This is a genomic window from Brevibacterium moorei (genome assembly GCF_024580735.1).
In the GTDB taxonomy this organism is placed as follows: Bacteria; Actinomycetota; Actinomycetes; order Actinomycetales; family Brevibacteriaceae; genus Brevibacterium; species Brevibacterium moorei.
The window spans coordinates 24068-43763 of the sequence record NZ_JANIJX010000015.1; the positions used below are offsets into that span (position 1 = coordinate 24068).

The window sequence follows — 19696 nt, forward strand, 5'->3', positions numbered from 1 at the left end:
CGGTTCCGGGAGTAGCGCCGGGCCGGGCGGCGGATCCGGTCAGAGCAGCCGCTGCGCCAGCAGTTCGAGGGTGCGCACCCGGGCGGGGGTGCGATCGAGCGGCTCGTCCGCCCGGGAGCCCGCCACCGGATGGATCATCACCTCGTCGACCTTGAAATCCTCGGCCAACTGCCGGATCCTGGCGGCCGAGTCATCCGCGTCCCCGACGACCCAGGACTGCAGCATCGTGTCCATCACCTGCCGGTGCGCATCCGTGATCAGCCCGCGGACCTCCGTGCCCACGCTCGGCAGGGTGCGCAGCGGAGCGCCGACGCGCAGATTCGCCATCGTGTACATATAGGGTTCGGCCAGTTCGGCGGCCTCGGCCGCGGTGTCTGCGGTCACCACATTGACGGTCAGGAAGGTCCGGGGCGCGGGCGTGGGGTCCTGTCCGGCGCCGGTTGCGGTGGCGCTGAAGCCATCGCGGTAGAGTTTCAGCGCCGAGGCCGTGCCGTGTCCGGAGAAGTGGTGGGCGAACACATAGGGCAGCCCCAGAGCCGCCGCCAGCTGTGCCGAATAGCCGCTGGAGCCCAGCAGCCAGACCTGGGCGAAGGAGTCCGCGTGCGGGGTCGCGCGCAGCGGCTGGGCCCGGCCGCCGTAGAGCTCGACCTGTGCGCCGTCCGGGCCGAGCAGGGCCAGCATGTCCATGATGTGCTGGGGGAAGGCCTGCACCGGATCGACCACGTGCCCGTCGCCGTCGACCAGCTGGGCCTGGCCCAGGTGCCCGCGCATCGCCGCGGAGGTGACCGGGTCGGTGCCCGGGGCCCGGCCGAGCCCCAGATCGATGCGGTCGCCGTAGACCGCATTGAGCAGGGAGAACTGTTCGGCGATCGCCAGGGGTGCGTGATTGGGCAGCATCACTCCCCCGGAGCCCAGGCGGATCCGGTCCGTGCCCTGGCCCAGGTACATGAGCTCGACACCCGGAGTGGTCGAGGCGACCGATGGCATGTTGTGGTGTTCGGCTGTCCAATAGCGCGTATAGCCCAGGGCATCGGCCCGCAGCACCAGCTCGTGGCTGGCCGCCAGGGCCTGCCCCGTGGTCTGCTCCCCGCGCACGGGGATGAGGTCGAGGACTGAGAGTTCGAGGTTTTGCGTCATACCAGAGACAAGGAGCCCCCGCACCGGAGTATTCCCGTGCGGGGGAAGGACTGCGGTGCGGGGGCTCCCGGTGGTCCGCCGGACTCAGCGGACCGGTCGGATCACTGACCGGATCACTTACCCAGGATCTCGTCGAGGCCGGCCTCGAGCACATCGAAGGCGTCGTTGATGAGCGCATCCGAGATCGACAGCGGCGGCAGGAAGCGGATGACCGAGTGGAAGGTGCCGGTGACCAGCACCAGGACTCCGCGTTCGGCGGCGTAGGCCGCCAGCTTGTCGGCCAGTTCGGCGTTCGGCTCCATGGTGCCGGCCTTGACGAACTCGACTGCCTGCATGGCCCCACGGCCGCGCAGTTCGCCCAGTTCGGGGTGGCTCGCCTGCATCTTCTCCAGGCGCGTGACGATGAGTTCGCCGAGCTCCAGGGCGCGGTCGGCCAGGCCGTCCTGCTCATAGGATTCGATCGCGCCAAGTGCTGCGGCGCAGGCCGTCGGGTTGCCACCGTAGGTCCCGCCCAGGCCGCCGCCGGGCACGGCGTCCATGATCTCGGCGCGGCCGGTCACCGCCGACAGCGGCAGGCCGCCGGCGATGCCCTTGGCGGTGGTGATGAGGTCGGGGACGATGCCCTCCCATTCGCAGGCGAACATCTTGCCGGTGCGGGCGAAGCCGGCCTGGACCTCGTCGGCGACGAACACGATGCCGTTGGCGTGCGCGTATTCGACCAGTGCCGGCAGGAAGCCCTCGGCCGGGACGATGAAACCGCCCTCGCCCTGGATGGGCTCGATGACGATCGCCGCGACGTTCTCCCCGCCGATCTGGTTGTCGATCATCGCGATGACGCGCGCGGCGGCCTCTTCACCGGAGACCTTGGTATTGGCCGCGAAGTTGTCGCGGAAGGGGTACGACATGGGTGCGCGGTAGACCTCGCCGGCGAAGGGGCCGAAACCGGTCTTGTAGGGCTTGGCCTTGGCGGTCATCGCCATCGTCAGGTTGGTGCGTCCGTGGTAGGCGTGGTCGAAGACCACGACGGCGTCGCGCTTGGTGTAGGAGCGCGCGATCTTCACCGCGTTCTCCACCGCCTCCGCGCCCGAGTTCAGCAGCACCGAGCGCTTGTCGTGATCGCCGGGGGTCAGGCGGTTGAGCGCCTCGGCGACCTCGATGTAGCTCTCATAGGGGTTGACCATGGCGCAGGTGTGGGTGAAGGCGTCCAGCTGGTCCTTGGCTCGCTGCACAACACGGGGATTCGAATTGCCCACGGTGGTCACGGCGATGCCGGAGCCCAGATCGATGATCTGGTTGCCGTCGATGTCCTTGATGATGCCACCGCCGGCTGCGACGACGTAGGCGGGGAAGGAGGCTCCGACGCCGGCCGGCACGGCCTTGCCGCGGCGGGCCTCCAACTCCAGGGACTTGGGTCCGGGGATCGAGGTGACTACTTTACGTTCCTGGGGCAGGGCGGGGCCGCCCTTTTCGAGTGTGCTCATACTCTCAAGGATAGCCGGACCCCGTGGCCTCCGCCTCACCGGCTCCTGGCGTCGACGTCGCGGTTCAATCGCGGCGCACCTGTCCTGTTGTCCCTGCCGGGTGCCACGATCGTGGTCTGTGCCGCGGTGACGATTTCCTCGTCCCGGCCCGCCACCTGCAGGGGCGCCTCGGGCGCCAGCGTGCGCTTGACCAGGGCCAGGGCGATCGGTCCCAGCTCGTGGTGCAGCGCCACCGAGGTCACATGTCCCACCGGCCGCCTGGCACCGCGCACCTCGGCGGTCACCTCGGCTCCGGGATCGGGCAGACTGTGGCCCGATCCGTCCAAGTGCAGGAACACCAGGCGGCGCGGCACCTGTCCCAGATTGTGCACGCGCGCCACCGCCTCCTGTCCGCGGTAGCAGCCCTTGGCCAGGTGCACCGCGGTGCGCAGCGCGTCGATCTCGCCGACGAGCACCCGGTGGTCGACTTCGGCCGGCCCCGGCCGCCAGGCCTCGATGCGCAGTGCGTCCCAGGCCTCGCGGCCGGCCACTTCGAGTCCTGCGGCAGCCGGATCGAAATCGCGCAGCCCCTCGACCGGAACGAGCTGGATCCGGAAGTCGGTTTCCCACCCCGGGTGCTCGTCGGCGGTGGGACCGGCCGCATCGACCGCGGCATAGGAGGCTCCGCCTGGCAGGACGCGTGGCCACGGGTCGTTCCATTCGACTGCGGCGTCCAATCCGGCGGGGGCCGGGCCCACGGTACCGACTGCCTGATAGTCCGCGGATACATCGGTCAGTTCCACGCGCAGCATGAACTTCATGGATTCGAGCCAGGCGATCGCCCCGTCCGTGTCCATCTCGGAGAGCAGCCACAGCCGGTCCTCGGCCGCATAGACCCGCAGCCAGTGCTCGATGTGCCCGGTGGGGCTCAGGACCAGGGTCTCCGTCGACGTCCCGGGGGCCAGGTCGTCGAGCTTCTGGGAGGTGATCGAGTTCAGCCACGTCAGTCTGTCGGGTCCGGTCAGCGTCAGGATCCGGATCGCGGACAGGTCCGCGATCGCGCGTCCGGCCGCCAGCAGGCGCTGCTCGCGCAGCGGAATGCCGAAGTGGGCGACCTCGTCGGCAGCGGCTCCGATGCCGTAGACGGCCGCGGTGCGGTTGAAGCGCAGGGCGTTCATGTTCCTCCAAATGTCGGTTGGACTCAGCCGGGCAGATGCCGCAGCAGGGGCGCCAGGGTGGTCACCGCGGTGCGCGCGCCCGAGATGTCCTCGGCCGCGGACTCGAGTCCCCCGCGCATCGTATCGACGCCGTCTCGCACCGGCGGCAACAGGCCGGTCGTGTCGATCCGGCCGAGTTCGGCACGCGCCGCGTCGAATGTCTCCAGGGCGTCTGGCAGGTTCTTCAACACCCGCACCGAGGTCCCCAGCCGCTCGGGGATCTGCGCGGGGGAATCGACCCCGCGGACCCGACCGGTCGAGAAATCGATGACCTGGGCCGCCTGCGTCAGGGTGGGCCCGGCATCGTCGGCCAGGTGGGTGAGTTGATCGATCAGCGTGCCGATCGCCGTGATGTTACCGCCCAGGCCCGGAACCCACCGCGTCTGGGGGAAGGGGACCTGGTCGATGTCCGAGCGAGCCGCGGTGAGCTCCCGGTTCGCCGTGTCCAGGTGTCCCTGGGCCGCGTCCGGGTCCTCGCGCAGGGCTGTGAAATACGCGCCGGCGGCATCGCCCGCCCGCTGCAGGTCCTCGCTCAGCCGACCGATCCGCACGGCGGCCAGCGCAGTGACGGCGGCGCCGAGCAGCACCACGACGACAAGGGCCAGGCACAGCGGAAGCACCCAGTGCCTCCGCGGTACCCGGCCCCGTGTCGTGGGTCCGGTGCTCAGTCGCGCCACCTCATGCGACCCGCTTGAGGCGGGCCGATGCGTGGGAGCCCAGTTCACGACCCAGTGCCGCCATATCCCAGGCCCACAGGAGGTCGCCCTCGACCAGGCCGTACATCCGCGTCGAGGCGCGGTAGTCCTTGCTGGTCTTGGTGCGGGCGACGATATCGGTGCTCAGGTCGATGCGCGGCCCGTCGACGCGACCGGTGTAGAGCTCCACGATGCCGTGGGGTTGCACGATCGAGACCTCCAACCCGAAGTCGCCCGATTCCCGCCGCATGGATTCCACGGCTTCGGCCGTGGTGAAGGGCGAGGCGGCGGTGGGCGCGAGCAGGCCGGGGCCGGCATCGTGGTCGGCCCGCGGACGGACCAGCTGCCAGATCCCCGTCTCCAGGCTCAGGGTGTCCCCGATCTGCCCGGATTCGTCGAGCAGCCAGGACTGCGCCGTGTAGTGCAGGTAGGGCGCGCCGGCGGGGTCGACGAAGTCGATCCGCTGACCGAACTGGGTATTCGGGGCATCGCCGTAGCCGACCACGCCCACGCCCTCCCACGACCCGATGAGCCAGGACAGTGGGACGAGTTCGGGATTGAGATCCGCGTCGAGGGTGAATGCCATGGGGATTAGCGCTTGGCCTTGAACAGGCTGGTGACGACCTTGACGGCCACACCCAGGGCGCCCAGACCGGCGATGGCGACGAGTGCTTCGAAGATGATTTCCAGAGTCTGCATGGCCCTAAGTGTACGCGTCCGCACGGTCCCGCTCATCTTCGCAGGACCTAAGCCGCGGGGCTCAGATGATGCCGGGGATCCGCTCGACGATGTACACGGCGATTCCGCCCACCGCGATCGGCGTGGCGCCCAGCGCCAACTGCACGCCCCACTGCCTGGCCTTCTGGCGCTTCTGGGACTTGTGCAGGGAGCCGGCCTGATAGGGCGCCTCGGAGATCTTGCCGAGCATCCGGTCGACGACGATGACGACCAGGCCCATCAGCAGGCCCAGCAGGTTGGCCGCGCCCCAGTGCTCGATGGTGGAGCCGTCGAGCCAGTAGATGGCGTTGGCGCCCACGATTCCCAGCACCACGGCCAGGGGGCCGGCGAACTTGCCGGGCCATGGCATAGCGGTCGCGCACTGGGCCAGCATGATGGCCACCAGGCCCATGATCACGGCATTGCGCTCACCGGCCAACCTGATCGCCGCGGCCCAGCTGCAGGTCGACAGGACGATGACGACGCCGGCGACGTGCGCGGACACATTCGCCACCGCATTGTCCGCATCGATCCCGCGCGAGAGGTTCTGTACGAACGACCACAGCAGGCCCAGGGCCGCCAGGATCGGCAACCATTCGAGGTACGGCGGGTGATCGGCCAGCCAGGTGGCGGCCATTCCGGCCAGGCCGAACAGGCCGAGCATGAGCGAGGTGATGTGCGGCTGTGGGGTGTCGGTCAGCCGGGGCCAACCGAAGGCGATGAACACGACGACCAGGGCAGAGCCCATCACCACGGGCACGTATCCGAAGACGCTCGTCACGCCCAGGGTCACGGCCAGTAACAACGCGACGACGACGCGGATCCAGTTCATCACGCCTACCATTTTGGCCCATCATGGCCCACGGGCCTAACCGGACGGTGATAACCCGCCTGCCGCTGTGGGGTCGTTATACTTCTTTCAGAGGTGGCCCATCACATATGAGGAGGGAGTCGTAGTTTGCGGATTCTGCACATCATCCCGACTCAGGCGCCGGTGAGTGCCGCGGCCGGCCCGGGCAATCCCGCCGCCCTGACCTTCCTCCCCCACACCGTGTACAGGTCCAGCCTGGACGGGGGCTCGCTGCTGCGCGCGCCGCACAGCGATGTCGTCATCTTCGACGCGACCACCGATCTGAGTCGGACCGCCACCGTTGTGGATTATCTGCGCACCATGTCGATCACCGCACCCGTCATCATCGTGCTCAGCGAGGGCGGGCTGGCCGCCGCGAATCCCGCATGGGGTGCCGCTGACATCATCCTGGCCGGCGCGGGCCCCGCAGAAATCGACGCCCGCCTCAAACTGGCCGCAGGGCACGCCCAGGCACCCGCTGCACCGGAGTCCAACCAGCCCACGGTCGTGGGTTCGCTGGAGATCGACGAGGACTCGTACACCGCCACCGCCGGCGGGAAGAACCTCGACCTGACCTTCAAGGAGTTCGAACTGCTGAAGTACCTGGCCCAGCACCCGGGCCGGGCCTTCACCCGGGCCCAGCTGCTGCAGGACGTGTGGGGCTACGACTACTACGGCGGCACGCGGACCGTGGACGTGCACGTGCGCCGACTGCGCGCCAAGCTGGGACCCGAACTCGATTCGACCATCCTGACGGTGCGCAATGTGGGCTACCGTTTCAGTCCAGAACAGGCCGATGACGCGAAGGAGGACCAGGATGCGGATTGAGGAAACCGGACTGACCGAGGAGGTCGGCTCCCTGCTGAGCACCGCCGCCGCGGCCGATGGGATCGCGCCGATCTCCGACGGTCTGCTGAGTGCCGCCGCAGCATCGGAATCCGTCACACTAGGACTGCGCGACGACGCCGGAGCACTGATCGGCTGGGCCGTGGCCGCACCCCAGGGCGAGCGCGGCGCCGCCGAACTCGTCATCGCCCCCGCGGCACGCGGCGCCGGCGCCGGAACCCGACTCGTCGCCGCTTTGCTGGAGCACTTGGCGGCCGTTCCCGACGCCGTCGATTCCACCTGGTTCTGGTCCCACGGCGACCATCCGGGAGCCCGTCGGCTGGCGGCGGCCCGCGGCTACCGGCGCGAACGGGAACTGCTGCAACTGCACACCGGAGACCTGGCCGAGCTGGAGATCCCGGCCCCGCAGATTCCCACAGGTGTGGAGATCCGCACCTTCCGCCCCGGCGACGAGGCCGACTGGCGCGCGGTGAACAACCGGGCCTTCGACTGGCACCCCGAACAGGGCCGGCAGTCGGCTGAGTCCTACGCCGCACGGGTCGCCGAACCGGACTTCGATCCGGCCGATGTGTTCTTCGCCGTGGCGAGCGCCGGCGAGCGGGCAGGGCGGATCATCGGATTCCACGAGACCAAGCTGCACACCGACTCCCCGCTGGCCGAGCGCGTCGGCGAGGTCTACGTCATCGGGGTCGATCCGGACGCCGGCGCCCACGGGGTTGGCAGGGCGCTGACCCTGGCAGGGATGGCGCATCTGCGGGACCGCGGGGCCGACCTGATCGAGCTGTACGTCGAGTCCGACAACGACAGGGCGCTGCGACTCTACGAGTCCCTGGGCTTCGGCCACCGCATCGTCCACGCCAGCTACGCCCCGCCCGCTGCACCGACCGCACCGACCATGTGAGGACATGCCATGTACAACGCCCAGCAGGCCGTCACCGCCTTCAACCTGCCGGAGCCGAAGGACCGGTTCTTCGATCGGGAACTGTCCTGGCTGGCCTTCAATGAGCGGGTCCTGACCCTGGCCGCCGACGAATCGATCCCGCTGTTGGAGAGATTGAATTTCCTGGCGATCTTCGCCTCGAACCTCGACGAGTTCTTCATGGTCCGCGTCGCCGGCCTCAAGCGCCGGATCCAGACGGGACTGGCGGTGCCCACCCTGACCGGCGAGACGCCCCTGACCGTCATGGCGAAGATCAGCCGGCGGGCCAGGGAACTGATGGAGCGACAGGTCGAACTGTTCCGCGCCGATATCCGGCCCCGGCTGGCCGACGAGGGCATCCACTTCGTGACGATGGACCAGCTCGACGGGGACGAGCGGGCGATGGCCGATGATTTCTTCACCAGCCAGGTCTTCCCCGTGCTCACCCCGCTGGCGGTCGATCCCTCGCATCCCTTCCCCTATATCTCCGGGTTGTCACTGAACCTGGGGGTGCTGCTGCGCAATCCCACCACTGGGGCGGAACTGTTCGCCCGGGTCAAGGTCCCACAGACCCTGCCGCGGTTCATCAATGTCTCCGCCCACCGGGGGGTGCGCCAGGTCGGTCCCGACACCCCGGCCCGCTTCCTCAAACTCGAAGACCTCATCGCCGCGCACTTGACGCGGCTGTTCACCGGGATGGAGATCCTCAACTGCTCCGTCTTCCGCGTCACCCGCAACGAGGATCTGGAAGTCGAGGAGGACGACACCGAGAACCTGCTCAAGGCGCTGGAGAAGGAACTGCTGCGCCGCCGCTTCGGTCCCGCCGTGCGCCTGGAGGCCACCGGGGACCTGCACCCGCGGGTCCGCGAGATCCTCATCGACGAGCTCGAACTCGACGAGCGCGAGGTCTTCACGCTGGACGACCCGCTGGACATGCGGGGCCTGGGGATCGTCGTCGACATCGAACGCGACGATCTGCACTTCCCCCGGGCCGTGCCCAAGACCAACCGCGACCTGGCCCCGGTGGAGTCCTCCGACCAGGTCGATGTGTTCGAGGCGATGCGCGAACACGAGGTGCTGCTGCACCACCCGTACGATTCCTTCTCCACCTCCGTGCAGGCCTTCCTGGAACAGGCTGCCACCGACCCGCAGGTACTGGCGATCAAGCAGACGCTCTACCGGACCTCGGGCGACTCCCCCATCGTCAACGCCCTGGTCGACGCCGCGCAGGCGGGCAAGCAGGTGCTGGCGGTGGTGGAGATCAAGGCCCGGTTCGACGAGGAGGCCAATATCATCTGGGCCCGCAAGCTCGAACGCGCCGGCGTCCACGTGGTCTACGGGGTGGTGGGGCTGAAAACCCATGCGAAGCTGTCCCTGGTGGTCAGGCGGGAGGCCGACGGGCTGCGCCGTTACTGCCATGTGGGCACGGGCAACTACAATCCCAAGACCGCCCGCGGCTATGAGGACCTGGGCCTGCTGTCGACCGATCCCGTGCTGGCCGATGACCTGAGCAAGTTGTTCAACCGGCTCTCCGGCTATTCCCCGCTGGCCGATTTCTCCCGCCTGCTGGTCTCCCCACAGCGGGTTCGCGAGGGCCTGCTGGAGCTCATCGGTCAACAGACCGAACTGGCCGCAGCCGGCAGACCCGCGCGGATCAGGATCAAGGTCAACTCGATCGTCGACGAGGCCCTGGTCGATGCGCTCTACCTGGCCTCCCGCGCCGGGGTGAAGGTGCAGCTGTTCGTCCGCGGCATCTGCTCGCTGCGCCCCGGAGTGCCGGGCCTGTCGGAGAACATCGAGGTCAGGTCCGTACTGGGACGCTATCTGGAGCATTCGCGCATCTTCGTCTTCGGCTCCGGTGCGGAATCCACCGCCTACATCGGCTCGGCCGACCTCATGCACCGCAATCTGGACCGCAGGGTCGAGGCCCTGGTCCGGTTGGAGACGCCGGCCCACCGCGGGGCGGTGGAGGACCTGTTCGATCTTGCCTTCTCGAATCGCACGGCGAGCTTCCGGCTCGACGCCGACGGCGCCTGGACCCGGCACTCCCGCAGCGAATCCGGAGCGGTGCTGCGCGACTACCAGTTCACCCTGATCGAACGCGGCAGGCGGGACCATGCGAGTAGTTCGAGCGGCGCGCGGGCCCGGCACGTCACGGATTCGACCATCGGTCAACTCGCCTCGGCTCCGACGACCGCCGCGACCACGGCACAGGAGGAGGACGAACTACAGTCCCAGCCCGGCGCGCCGGTGCCCACCGCAGCGCCCGGGCGTCCGGGCCCGACCGCCCGGCCCACTCCGCTGACCATGGCACGGGGCCGCCGATGAGCCAGGCCGTGTCGAACGCAGGGGAATCCGCCGGAGTTCGTGCGGACGTCTACGCCGCCGGCGCCGTGTGCTGGCGCGAACGCGGCGGAGTGCTCGAGGTCCTGCTGGTCCACCGGCCCAAGTACAACGACTGGTCGTGGCCCAAGGGCAAGGTGGAGCCGGGCGAGACCCTGCCGGAGACCGCGGTGCGCGAGGTCGCCGAGGAAACCGGGTACCGTATCCACTTGGGCATTCCGCTGCCAGCTGCCCGGTACACGGTCGGCAAGCGGCTGGACAAGCACGTGTCCTACTGGGCCGCACAGGTGAAATCCGATGCGCCTCCCGCACCGGAGAATCCCAAGGAGATCGACGAGGCAGCCTGGTGCCCTGCGCAGACCGCCCTGAGCAGGCTCAGCGCCCACGCCGACCGGGAACAGCTGACCCGGCTGATGCAGGCCCATGCGACCGGCAGCCTGTTCACCTGGCCCTTCATCCTGGTGCGCCACGGCAAGGCGTTCCCGCGGGCCAAATGGCATGAGACCGAGTCGGTTCGCCCCCTGCTGGGTCTGGGGACCGTGCAGGCCATGGCACTGACCGGGCTGTTGAGCGCTTGGAAGATCAAACGGGTCTACTCATCACCGTGGAAACGCTGTGTGGCGACCGTCAAGCCGATCGCCGCGGCCCTCGGTAAGAACGTCAGGCTACTGGCCCCGCTGTCGGAGAAGGCGCACACCCTGGCGCCGCAGAAGACCGTCAAGACGATCGAGAAGCTATTGCTCAAGGAACAGCCGGCCGTGGTGTGCACCCACCGGCCCGTGCTGCCGAGCATCCTGCACGTCTTGGGCGAGCACGCGCCGGCCGGGGTCCGCACCGAACTGCCGCAGGAGGATCCCTACCTGCACCCCGGCGAGGTCCTCATCGCCCATGTGCGCCGGGGCCCCGTGCCGCGCATCGTCGCGCTGGAGCGGTTCCGCCCGATCGACGGCTGACTGTGCTCCCGTAGTTCTCGCGGCACGTAAGGCCACTTTTCCGCATCCTCGGACCACCATGTGCGACGCACTAGCCGAATTGACCGTCTTTGGTAGGGCATATGGATATAATGGTGCGAGATCCCCACTTTTCGGCTTCGTCCGGTATGGGTTCTGCAGTTGGTACTACTCGAACGGAGCCCCGTGTTACATCCCCGCACCGCCACGTCATCGCTCGTCCGGACGATGGTGTCGCGTATGACGCCAAGGCAGCTGCAGTTGACCGCAGGGGCCGTGTACACAGCCGGTGCACGCGAGGGCTTCGGTCGGGCCGCTGAACGGCCGGGCGCGCAGAAATCAGCCGCTACCAGTTCTTTCCACTACGATGCCCGCGCCCATGTCGAGGCCACCAGGGCCGCGGTCGCCACGGCCCTTGACGCGCTGAGCATCCAGCACGTACAGCTCCCCCAAGTCGGAGCCTTCGTTCCCATCCTGGTCATTCCCGAAAGCGCGACCTATCCCTTCGTGCGCAATATCGACGCATATTTCCCGGCGGATTCTTGGAGTATCCGTTTCCTCAACGTGCAGCGGCGGGCGTTGAGCCGCCGCGCAGCTCTGCGCCGCCCTGACCAGATCGGCTCCATCAGGTTGGCCCACCGTCAGGAAGCCGCCAACGGCCGGCAGATGACGACCAACCAAGAGATCGTGTCGATCGAGCCGTGGGCGATTCTGGACAACCGAGTGCCCCGGGTCGACGGGGAAACGCATATTCCGGGGACTCTACACAGGAAGATCAGCAGGCCGCGCACCCTGGTCGAATACATCGTCCCGGACCGGTGGAACGATACCGTTGAGAACCACAATGGTCGGATCGCCTGGGACTGCCCGCATCTGTACGAGGTCGAGGGGCCAGTCGACCTCGTCTACACCTGGGTCGACGGCGACGATCCGGGCTGGAGGGCCAAACGCGCCGCCGTCGAGGCATCGGTGGACCCCGGCTCGCTCAATGAAACGGCGACCGTGACATCCCGGTTCATCAGCCGCAATGAGCTGAAGTACTCCCTGCGATCGGTCGAGTACTACGCCAGCTGGGTCCGTACGATCTACCTGGTCACCGATGGACAGATTCCGGACTGGCTGGACACCTCGAACCCCAAAATCAAGGTGATCGACCACAAGGACATCTTCACGGATGCCGACGCCCTGCCCGTGTTCAACTCACACGCCATCGAATCGCAGCTGCACCATATACCCGGGCTGGCCGATAAGTACGTCTACATGAACGACGACATCGTCTTCATGCGCCCTACCAACCCCGAGCTCTTCTTCACCGGCAGCGGACAGTCGAAGTTCTTCCCGTCCGCGGCGCCGCTGGACATCGAACCACCCAGCTCCAGGGATCTGCCGGTGATGTCAGCGGCAAAGCGCAACCGCGACTACATCCGGACCAATTACGGCCGGATCGTGACGAACAAATTCAAGCACACCCCACATCCGCAGTTGCGCCGCGAACTGGAATGGATGGAAGAACAACACCCCGATATGTTCACGCAGGTCGAACACTCCAGGTTCCGCCATCCCGACGACCTGTCCATCACCAGTTCCCTGTACCACTACGATGCCTACGCCAGAGGCCGCGCAGTGGAGGCGAACATCCGCTACGCCTACCTGGACATCGCAGTGAAGGACCGTGACCTGCGTTTAGCCCGCCTGTCACAGCGGAAGGACTTGGATGTGTTCTGCGCCAATGACACCAATGCGGATCCCTCGGTCAATGACGCCATCACCGCCTCCCTACTCCACTTCTTCGAGACCGTCTTCCCAGTCAAGAGCAGTTTCGAGAAGTAATGCACCACGACCAGATCCGAACCAAGGAATCCGAATTGCCCATGTCTGTATCCGCTTCAGCCCGATCTCTGCCCACCTTCGCCGTGGTCTCCGCCGTCTACAACGTCGATCGTTTCCTGGGCGACTTCACCGGATCACTGGACCGGCAGACAATCGATCATGCGCGGTTGCACGTCATTATGGTTGACGATGGCTCTACGGACGATTCGGCCCAGACTCTGCGAACCTGGGCACAGCGCACCGATATCGATGTGACCGTAGTGAGCCAGACCAATGCAGGCCAGGGCCCTGCCCGTAACCACGGCTTGGAATTAGTGGGTAATGCGGATTGGGTCACTTTCATCGACCCCGACGACTTCGTCGCCGACGACTACTTCGAGCGTATTTCCGATTTCCTGATAGAGCACCCTGATGCGATTATGGCTGTCGGCCATCAGCACGATTACTATGATGACGGGCGTGAAGAACAAGTGGACAGACACCCACTGCGTTTCCGCTTCGCCGGTGGTGACCAGTTGGTCGATATCGATAGGTTTCCACGATTCATCCACATGCACGCAGCGTCTACTTTTTTCAGGGTCACAACACTCCATCGACTTAACACCCACTTCGACAAACGGATTCGCCCCATATTCGAAGATGGGCATTTCGTAGCCCATTACTTGCTTGACCAACGAGACCGCCTTGTCGGGTTCGTCGGAACCGCAATATATAATTATCGTCGTCGAGCCGATGGGACCTCATCCCTGCAGATAGCAGGAGTGGACCCACGCAAATACACTGACGTACTTGAATTCGGTTATCTTGATCTCCTAACCTCCGCGTCTAGACTATCACCCACTATTCCCCGTTGGATTCAAAACACGGTTATCTATGAATTAACTTGGGTGCTCCGTGCCGAAGAGTCAATGTTCGGGAAGACTGCAGGTCTTGATCAGACTACCTGTATAAAATTTCACCAACTCGTAAGTAAAATCCGACCATTCCTTGAAGACATAGTCGTAGAAGGTTTTGATCTAATCAAGCGCTCAGCGTCACAACGCGAAGCTCTAAGCCATGGATACGACAGTGTCACCTGGCATTGGGACAGAGTATTCGTTAGCGACTTGGATCATTCTCAAGGGTTAGTCAAGCTGACTTATCGCTTCACCGGACCACAGCCAGAAGAAGAATTCCTCGTGCGAGGTCTTACAACCCAACCACATCATTCCAAAACTCGCGATATCGTATATCTCCAAAGAACTCTGCTCCATGAACGAACCGTTTGGGTATGGAGTAACGGGGAGATCGAGGCACGCATATCAGGGAAGTCAATACCCTTAACGTTTACATGGCCCACTTCAGGATATTTAACATTACGCCGAGGAGAAATCGAGAAGTATCGAGCTAAATCAAGTCTACCCACCAGGAAAACACCCTCTCGTAAAACTTTCAAATTTTTCGATGGCGATGCAGAACGTCTTGCAAACCTCCGTATTTTCAAAAACCTGTTCTCACGCGCCTGGGTTCTCATGGACCGGGGCCCCGATGCCCACGACAACGCCGAGCACCTCTTCACTTATCTACGAAAGCACCGACGGGACATCAACGCCTGGTTCGTCGTCTCCAAGGACTCGCCAGACTACTCCCGTCTGAAAAAGGCCGGGTACAAACGGGTCATCGCCCACGGCTCACTATTGTGGAAAATACTCTGCCTCAACGCCACCCATATCGTTTCTTCACATGCCAATGGACATGTGTACAACCCATTCCCGCGCACGGGCGGATGGAAGTGGAAGTTCTTCTTCCTCCAACATGGCGTAATTAAGGATGACCTGTCCCGTTGGCTGTCTCCCAAGCCGATCGCGGGCTTTATCACCACCACACAGGCCGAATACGCTTCGGTTTGCGGCGAAGGGTCCGAGTACAAGTTCTCACCTCACGAGGTAGCGAATACCGGGCTCGCGCGATATGACCGTCTCGTCCGGATCGCCGCACGGCACAATGATCCTAAATCCATCGTAGTCATGCCCACTTGGCGACAGTTCCTAGTGGGGGACGTCGACCCGGCTACTGGTGCTCCCGGCCTGCTTGCCGATTTCGAGCAGTCGGAATATTGCCAGGCTTGGACCACAGTGGTGAATTCAACCACTCTCCAGTCGCTCGCCCGTGCTTTCGGATTATCCATCACGTTCATGCCCCACCCCAATATCACCCCGTACCTGGACCGGTTCAATATCCCCCAGGACGTTCACATGGCCTCCTATGAAACCGACGACGTCCAAGAGGTCCTTGCCAACGCGGCCCTAGTCATCACCGATTACTCCTCCATCGCCTTCGACACCGCTATGATCCGCCGACCCGTCGTCTACTATCAGTTCGATCGGGAGGTCGTATTCAGAGGAGGCCATACGACACGACCTGGTTACTTCGACTACGATCGGGATGGATTCGGCCCCGTCTGCCGGACCTTCACCGAACTCGAAGAATCCCTGCCCGCGCTGCTCGATTCCCCCGGTGAGCTCCGGCCGGAATTCGCCGAACGCGTCGAACAGGTTTTCGCACCGGCCGATGGCAAGAACTGCGAGCGCACTGTGGCCTTCATCGAATCGCTCGGTAAGAAGCTCACTAGACGTCAGGCACGCACTCCGATTCCTACCCCTCCAGCACCAAAACGCTATCCCGAGGCTGTTAATCGAACGGGCACACTCACCCCCGTACCATTGACAACGATGACGCAAGCCTCCGCAGAGGCCGCTTCCTAAACGGCCAGCGGGGCATGCGGATTCCCTGACGGCTCCATTCCTGACTCGTTCCACCGCTGTTCACTCACCGTTCACCCGCTATGGGTCTTCGGGCAAACTGCCGCTTCTACCGTGAAGGCGAAGCGGGCGTTCGGCCCGAAGAACCCTGGTGTGAAAGGTACATCATAGTGAAACTCAAGCGCGTCATCCCCGCCGCCGCCATCGTCTCGATCGGCGCTCTCACGCTGTCCGCCTGTGGCGGTTCGGCCACGGGGGAAACCGGGACCGGTTCCCAGGCGTCGGATTCCGCAAGTGTTTCCGGCACCCTGGTGGGCATCGGGTCCTCGGCGCAGAAGTCCGCTGTGCAGGCCTGGTCAACCGACTTCAAGTCGGCGAATTCGGGAGCCCAGGTGAACTACTCGCCCGATGGTTCGGGTGCCGGCGTCAAGCAGTTCCTGGCCGGCACCGCGGACTTCGCAGGTTCCGACGCCTACCTCGAGGACGATCAGGTCGAAGCCGCCAAGAAGGTCTGCGGGCCCGATGGCGCCATCGAGTTCCCCGTCTACATCTCCCCCATTTCGGTGGCCTTCAACCTCGAGGGGGTGAGCGAACTCAATATGTCCCCATCCCTCATCGCACAGATTTTCTCCGGCAAGATCACCACGTGGAACGATCCGGCGATCAAGGCGGAGAACGCCGATGCCAACCTGCCGGACTCCCCCATCACCGCCGTGCACCGCAAGGACGAATCGGGCACCACGGAGAACTTCACGGACTACCTGAACAAGACCGCCTCCAAGGACTGGCCCGATGAGGGCTCCAAGGAGTTCCCCGGCGCCTACAAGGGCGAATCCGCGCAGGGCACCGATGGCGTCGTCTCCACGGTGACGAAGACCAAGGGGGCGATCGGCTACGTCGACTCCTCCGCCGTCACCGACGATATGGGAACCGCGAAGATCAAGGTCGGCGACACCTATGTGGCCCATTCGGCCGAGGCCGCTGCCAAGGCCGTCGAGGCCTCCGATCAGGTGTCCGGCCGCGGCGAGAACGACATCGCCATCGACATCAAGCGCGATTCCACCGAGGCGGACACCTACCCGCTGGTCCTGGTGTCCTATCACATCGTCTGCTCGGCCTATGCCGACCAGGCCAAGGCCGATCTGGTCAAGTCCTGGGAGAAGTACGTGCTCAGCGATGAGGGGCAGCAGTCGGGTGCGGAGAACGCCAAATCCGCGCCGCTGTCCCCGGCCGTAGCCGAAAAGGCCGCCAAGGCAGTCGACACGATTAAGGTCAAGGGTTGAGCGACACAGTAATCGAGCGCCCGGCCGCATCACGGACACGCGCCGTGGTGCGGCCGGGCGACCGCATTTTCTCCCTCCTGTCGCTGGCGGCTGGCATCCTGATCCTGGCCATCCTGGCCGGTGTGGCGCTGTTCCTGTTGTTGCAGTCGACCGATGTCATCAGGGCCTCGGCCTCGGAGCCCGGTTCGATCTCCGGCGGGCACGGGTTCATTGCCTATGTGCTGCCGCTGATCGCGGGCACGCTCATCAGCGCGCTCATCGCGCTGCTGGTCGCCACTCCCTTCGCCCTGGGCATCGCACTGTTCACCACGCACATCGCACCACGCCGTTTCGCCTCCAGCCTGGGCTATGTCATCGACCTGCTGGCGGCCATTCCCTCGGTGGTCTACGGACTGTGGGGCCTGTCCATCTCCGGACACCTCACGGGCCTCTACGCCTGGCTGGCGACCTGGCTGGGCTGGATCCCGATCTTCGCCCCCGATGCGGGCGGCGGAGTGTCCCAGACCGGCAATACCATCCTCACCGCCTCCCTGGTGCTGTCCATCATGGTGCTGCCGATCATCACCTCCCTGTCGCGCGAGGTCTTCCTGCAGACGCCCCGGCTGCAGGAGGAGGCGGCCCTGGCCCTGGGCGCGACCCGCTGGGAGATGATCCGTATGGCCGTGCTGCCCTTCGGCACCTCGGGCATCGTCTCGGCCATCATGCTGGGACTGGGCCGGGCCCTGGGCGAGACCATGGCGGTTGCCATGGTCCTGTCCTCGGGCGGACTGACCCTGTCCCTACTGGTATCCGGCAACCAGACGATCGCCGCGGAGATCGCACAGAACTTCCCAGAGGCCTCGGGACTGCGGCTCTCGGAACTCATCTCCATCGGCCTGGTGCTCTTCGCGATCACCCTGATCGTGAACATGGCGGCCCGCTGGATCGTCACCCGCACGACCATCAAGGAGGGCTGATATGAACCGCCGCAAAGTGACCGACCGGGTCATGACGACACTCATCGTGGCCTCCTTCGTCATCGCCTGCATCCCGCTGCTGGCCCTGCTGTGGATGGCCGTCAGCCGTGGACTGCCCGTGCTGCTGGAGAACTCCACGGTGCTCACCCGGACCATGGACGGGATGAAGGGGGTATTCGACCGCGAATTCGTCGCCGGCGACGGACCCCTGATGGGCGGGTTCTACCATGCGATCGTCGGCACCGTCCTCATCACGTTGGTCGCGGCCATCATCTCGATCCCGATCGGCGTGCTCGCAGCCATCTACCTGGTCGAGTACGCGGGGAAGAACCGGCTGGGCCGGGCGATCACCTTCTTCGTCGACGTGATGACCGGCATTCCGTCGATCGTCGCCGGCCTGTTCGCCTTCGCCCTGTTCTCGACGGTCATCGGCATCGTGGCGCCCTCCCAGCTGACCAATGCCAAATCCGGGCTGGCCGCGGCCGTCGCCCTGTCCGTGCTGATGATCCCTCTGGTCGTGCGCTCGACGGAGGAGATCCTGCGCCTGGTCCCCCACGACCTGCGCGAGGCCACATACGCCCTGGGCGTGCCGAAGTGGAAGACGATCATGAAGATCGTCCTGCCCACCGCGATCAGCGGCATCCTGTCGGGGATCACGATCGCGATCTCCCGGGTGATCGGCGAAACCGCGCCCATCATGGTCACCGCCGGGTTCGCCGCCGGAATGAACTGGAACGTGTTCTCCGGCTGGATGACCACCCTGCCGACCTTCATCTACGATGCGCAGATGCGCCCCACCGCGCCCGGGTCCGACGCCATCGCCAGCTATGATCGCGCCTGGGCAGCGGCCCTGGTGCTCATCGTGCTGGTCATGGTGCTCAACCTGGCCGCCCGAATCATCGCCCACCGGCTGGCCCCCAAGGCCTCCCGCTAGGCACACGAAAGGCACAACGCATGTCCAAACAGATCGACATCGACGACTTGAACATCTTCTACGGCGATTTCCGTGCCGTCGAGGGCGTGTCGATGAGCATCCGCCCGCGCACCGTCACGGCCTTCATCGGCCCTTCGGGCTGTGGCAAGTCCACTGTGCTGCGCACGCTGAACCGGATGCACGAGGTGATCCCCGGAGCCCGAGTCGAGGGCCGCGTCAGGATGGACGGCCAGGACATCTACGCCGGCGGGGTCGACCCCGTCGACGTGCGCCGCGAGGTGGGGATGGTGTTCCAGCGCGCCAACCCCTTCCCCACCATGTCCATCAAGGAGAACGTGCTGGCCGGGGTGCGACTGAACAACTCGAAGATCAGCCGGGCCGACGCCGACGAGCTGGCCGAATCGGCCCTGCGCGGGGCGAATCTGTGGGGTGAGGTCAAGGACCGCCTCGACCTGCCGGGCTCCGGCCTGTCCGGTGGCCAGCAGCAGCGTCTGTGCATTGCCAGGGCGATCGCGGTGCGCCCCTCGGTGCTGCTGATGGACGAGCCGTGTTCGGCCCTGGACCCGATCTCCACCCTGGCGATCGAGGACCTGATCAACGAGCTCAAAGAGGACTTCACCGTCGTCATCGTCACGCACAATATGCAGCAGGCGGCGCGGGTGTCGCAGAAGACCGCGTTCTTCAACATCGCTGGCACCGGCAAGCCCGGCCACCTCATCGAGTTCAACGACACCGAGACGATCTTCTCCAACCCGGAGCGGGAGGAGACGCAGAACTACATCTCCGGCCGGTTCGGCTGAGCCCCGCTCCCGCTCTCC

16 protein-coding genes are annotated in these 19696 nt (G+C 65.4%); 10 read left to right on the forward strand and 6 right to left on the reverse strand.

Annotated elements, in window-relative coordinates; translation table 11 throughout:
* Positions 1-39: 39 nt before the first annotated feature.
* From NQ034_RS10605 to NQ034_RS10630, 6 genes are all read right to left on the reverse strand, one after another.
* Positions 40-1137, reverse strand: coding sequence for an LLM class flavin-dependent oxidoreductase (locus NQ034_RS10605; protein WP_257048790.1), 1098 nt, complete (start codon positions 1135-1137; stop codon positions 40-42).
* A gap of 113 nt (positions 1138-1250) precedes the next feature.
* Complete coding sequence (gabT, locus tag NQ034_RS10610; protein WP_257048792.1) at positions 1251-2618, reverse strand: 4-aminobutyrate--2-oxoglutarate transaminase; 1368 nt, start codon at positions 2616-2618, stop codon at positions 1251-1253.
* A 35-nt stretch (positions 2619-2653) separates the two neighbouring features.
* Positions 2654-3775 (reverse strand): CAF17-like 4Fe-4S cluster assembly/insertion protein YgfZ, encoded by a 1122-nt coding sequence (gene ygfZ / locus NQ034_RS10615; RefSeq protein WP_257048794.1) that lies wholly within the window; start codon positions 3773-3775, stop codon positions 2654-2656.
* Positions 3776-3798: 23 nt separating this feature from the next.
* On the reverse strand, positions 3799-4434 hold the full coding sequence (locus NQ034_RS10620; RefSeq protein ID WP_257048796.1) for a hypothetical protein: 636 nt from the start codon (positions 4432-4434) through the stop codon (positions 3799-3801).
* A 58-nt stretch (positions 4435-4492) separates the two neighbouring features.
* On the reverse strand, positions 4493-5095 hold the full coding sequence (locus NQ034_RS10625; protein WP_257048797.1) for a heme-binding beta-barrel domain-containing protein: 603 nt from the start codon (positions 5093-5095) through the stop codon (positions 4493-4495).
* A gap of 174 nt (positions 5096-5269) precedes the next feature.
* Positions 5270-6058 carry an ammonia permease gene (locus NQ034_RS10630; RefSeq protein WP_257048878.1) on the reverse strand — a complete coding sequence of 263 codons (789 nt, stop codon included), beginning with the start codon at positions 6056-6058 and terminating at the stop codon, positions 5270-5272.
* A 126-nt stretch (positions 6059-6184) separates the two neighbouring features.
* Between NQ034_RS10630 and NQ034_RS10635 the strand changes: the two genes are divergently transcribed.
* The 10 genes from NQ034_RS10635 (at position 6185) to pstB (ending at position 19678) form a co-directional block, all read left to right on the forward strand.
* On the forward strand, positions 6185-6904 hold the full coding sequence (locus tag NQ034_RS10635; RefSeq protein WP_257048798.1) for a winged helix-turn-helix transcriptional regulator: 720 nt from the start codon (positions 6185-6187) through the stop codon (positions 6902-6904).
* A complete protein-coding gene (mshD, locus tag NQ034_RS10640) occupies positions 6894-7823 on the forward strand; it encodes a mycothiol synthase (RefSeq protein WP_257048800.1) in 930 nt (309 codons plus the stop codon). The genes NQ034_RS10635 and mshD overlap by 11 nt, the downstream gene beginning before the upstream one ends.
* Positions 7824-7832: 9 nt before the next feature.
* The gene (locus tag NQ034_RS10645) at positions 7833-10169 is read left to right on the forward strand and encodes an RNA degradosome polyphosphate kinase (RefSeq protein WP_257048802.1); all 2337 of its coding nucleotides are present in this window, start codon (positions 7833-7835) and stop codon (positions 10167-10169) included.
* Positions 10166-11137 (forward strand): NUDIX hydrolase, encoded by a 972-nt coding sequence (locus NQ034_RS10650; protein WP_257048803.1) that lies wholly within the window; start codon positions 10166-10168, stop codon positions 11135-11137. Before NQ034_RS10645 ends, NQ034_RS10650 begins: the two co-directional genes overlap by 4 nt.
* Before the next feature lie 237 nt (positions 11138-11374).
* Entirely contained in the window at positions 11375-12964 is a 1590-nt protein-coding gene (locus tag NQ034_RS10655) for a stealth family protein (RefSeq protein ID WP_257048804.1), read from the forward strand.
* A complete protein-coding gene (locus tag NQ034_RS10660; protein WP_257048805.1) occupies positions 12964-15708 on the forward strand; it encodes a bifunctional glycosyltransferase/CDP-glycerol:glycerophosphate glycerophosphotransferase in 2745 nt (914 codons plus the stop codon). The genes NQ034_RS10655 and NQ034_RS10660 overlap by 1 nt, the downstream gene beginning before the upstream one ends.
* Positions 15709-15875: 167 nt before the next feature.
* The gene (pstS, locus tag NQ034_RS10665; protein WP_257048807.1) at positions 15876-16988 is read left to right on the forward strand and encodes a phosphate ABC transporter substrate-binding protein PstS; all 1113 of its coding nucleotides are present in this window, start codon (positions 15876-15878) and stop codon (positions 16986-16988) included.
* A gap of 11 nt (positions 16989-16999) precedes the next feature.
* Complete coding sequence (gene pstC, locus NQ034_RS10670; RefSeq protein WP_257048879.1) at positions 17000-17944, forward strand: phosphate ABC transporter permease subunit PstC; 945 nt, start codon at positions 17000-17002, stop codon at positions 17942-17944.
* Position 17945: 1 nt separating this feature from the next.
* Positions 17946-18878 (forward strand): phosphate ABC transporter permease PstA, encoded by a 933-nt coding sequence (gene pstA / locus NQ034_RS10675; RefSeq protein ID WP_257048808.1) that lies wholly within the window; start codon positions 17946-17948, stop codon positions 18876-18878.
* A 20-nt stretch (positions 18879-18898) separates the two neighbouring features.
* Positions 18899-19678: a phosphate ABC transporter ATP-binding protein PstB gene (pstB, locus tag NQ034_RS10680; RefSeq protein WP_257048809.1), complete on the forward strand. Its 780-nt coding sequence runs from the start codon at positions 18899-18901 to the stop codon at positions 19676-19678.
* Positions 19679-19696 lie beyond the last annotated feature (18 nt).